Below are 1,018 nucleotides of genomic sequence, written 5' to 3' on the forward strand. Positions count from 1 at the left end.
GGAGCTGTCGAAGGTGGGACTGGCGATTGGGACGAAGTCGTAACAAGGTAGCCGTACCGGAAGGTGCGGCTGGATCACCTCCTTTCTAAGGAGCATCTAGATTCCGCAAGGAATCCAGAGCCACTACGTCGACAAATGTTCGACGGTGGTCAGCTCATGGGTGGAACGTTGACTATTCGGCACGATGGTTTGTTGTTCACTAGTACTGCTTCGGCGTGGAACGTGGGGAACAGGGCATTGTGTCGGGCACGTTGTTGGGTGTCTGAGGGTGCGGCCGAATTGTGGCTGTCCTTCTGATCCGGCCCCAGTGAACTCATCCGGTTTCGGGCGGGGTGATGGGTGGCTGGTCGTTGTTTGAGAACTGCACAGTGAACGCGAGCATCTGTGGCCAAGTTTTTAAGGGCGCACGGTGGATGCCTTGGCACCAGGAACCGATGAAGGACGTGGGAGGCCACGATAGTCCCCGGGGAGTCGTCAACCAGGCTTTGATCCGGGGGTTTCCGAATGGGGAAACCCGGCAGTCGTCATGGGCTGTCACCCGCTGCTGAACACATAGGCAGTGTGGAGGGAACGCGGGGAAGTGAAACATCTCAGTACCCGCAGGAAGAGAAAACAACCGTGATTCCGGGAGTAGTGGCGAGCGAAACCGGATGAGGCCAAACCGTATGCGTGTGAGACCCGGCAGGGGTTGCGCATGCGGGGTTGTGGGATCTCTCTTTCACAGTCTGCCGGCTGTGAGACGAGTCAGAAACCGTTGATGTAGGCGAAGGACATGCGAAAGGTCCGGCGTAGAGGGTAAGACCCCCGTAGTCGAAACGTCAACGGCTCGTTTGAGAGACACCCAAGTAGCACGGGGCCCGAGAAATCCCGTGTGAATCTGGCGGGACCACCCGCTAAGCCTAAATATTCCCTGGTGACCGATAGCGGATAGTACCGTGAGGGAATGGTGAAAAGTACCGCGGGAGCGGAGTGAAATAGTACCTGAAACCGTGTGCCTACAAGCCGTGGGAGCGTCGGA

Annotated in this window: 2 rRNA genes; both read left to right on the forward strand. The window is 57.6% G+C overall.

The annotated features are described in order from the left end of the window. A 16S ribosomal RNA gene (locus ACZ6CZ_RS38110) occupies nt 1–85 on the forward strand; the annotation flags it as partial. 301 nt (nt 86–386) lie between these two features. Next, nucleotides 387–1,018: ribosomal RNA gene (locus ACZ6CZ_RS38115) — 23S ribosomal RNA — on the forward strand; the annotation flags it as partial.

The sequence above is a fragment of the Streptomyces sp. NPDC041135 genome (assembly GCF_055592085.1).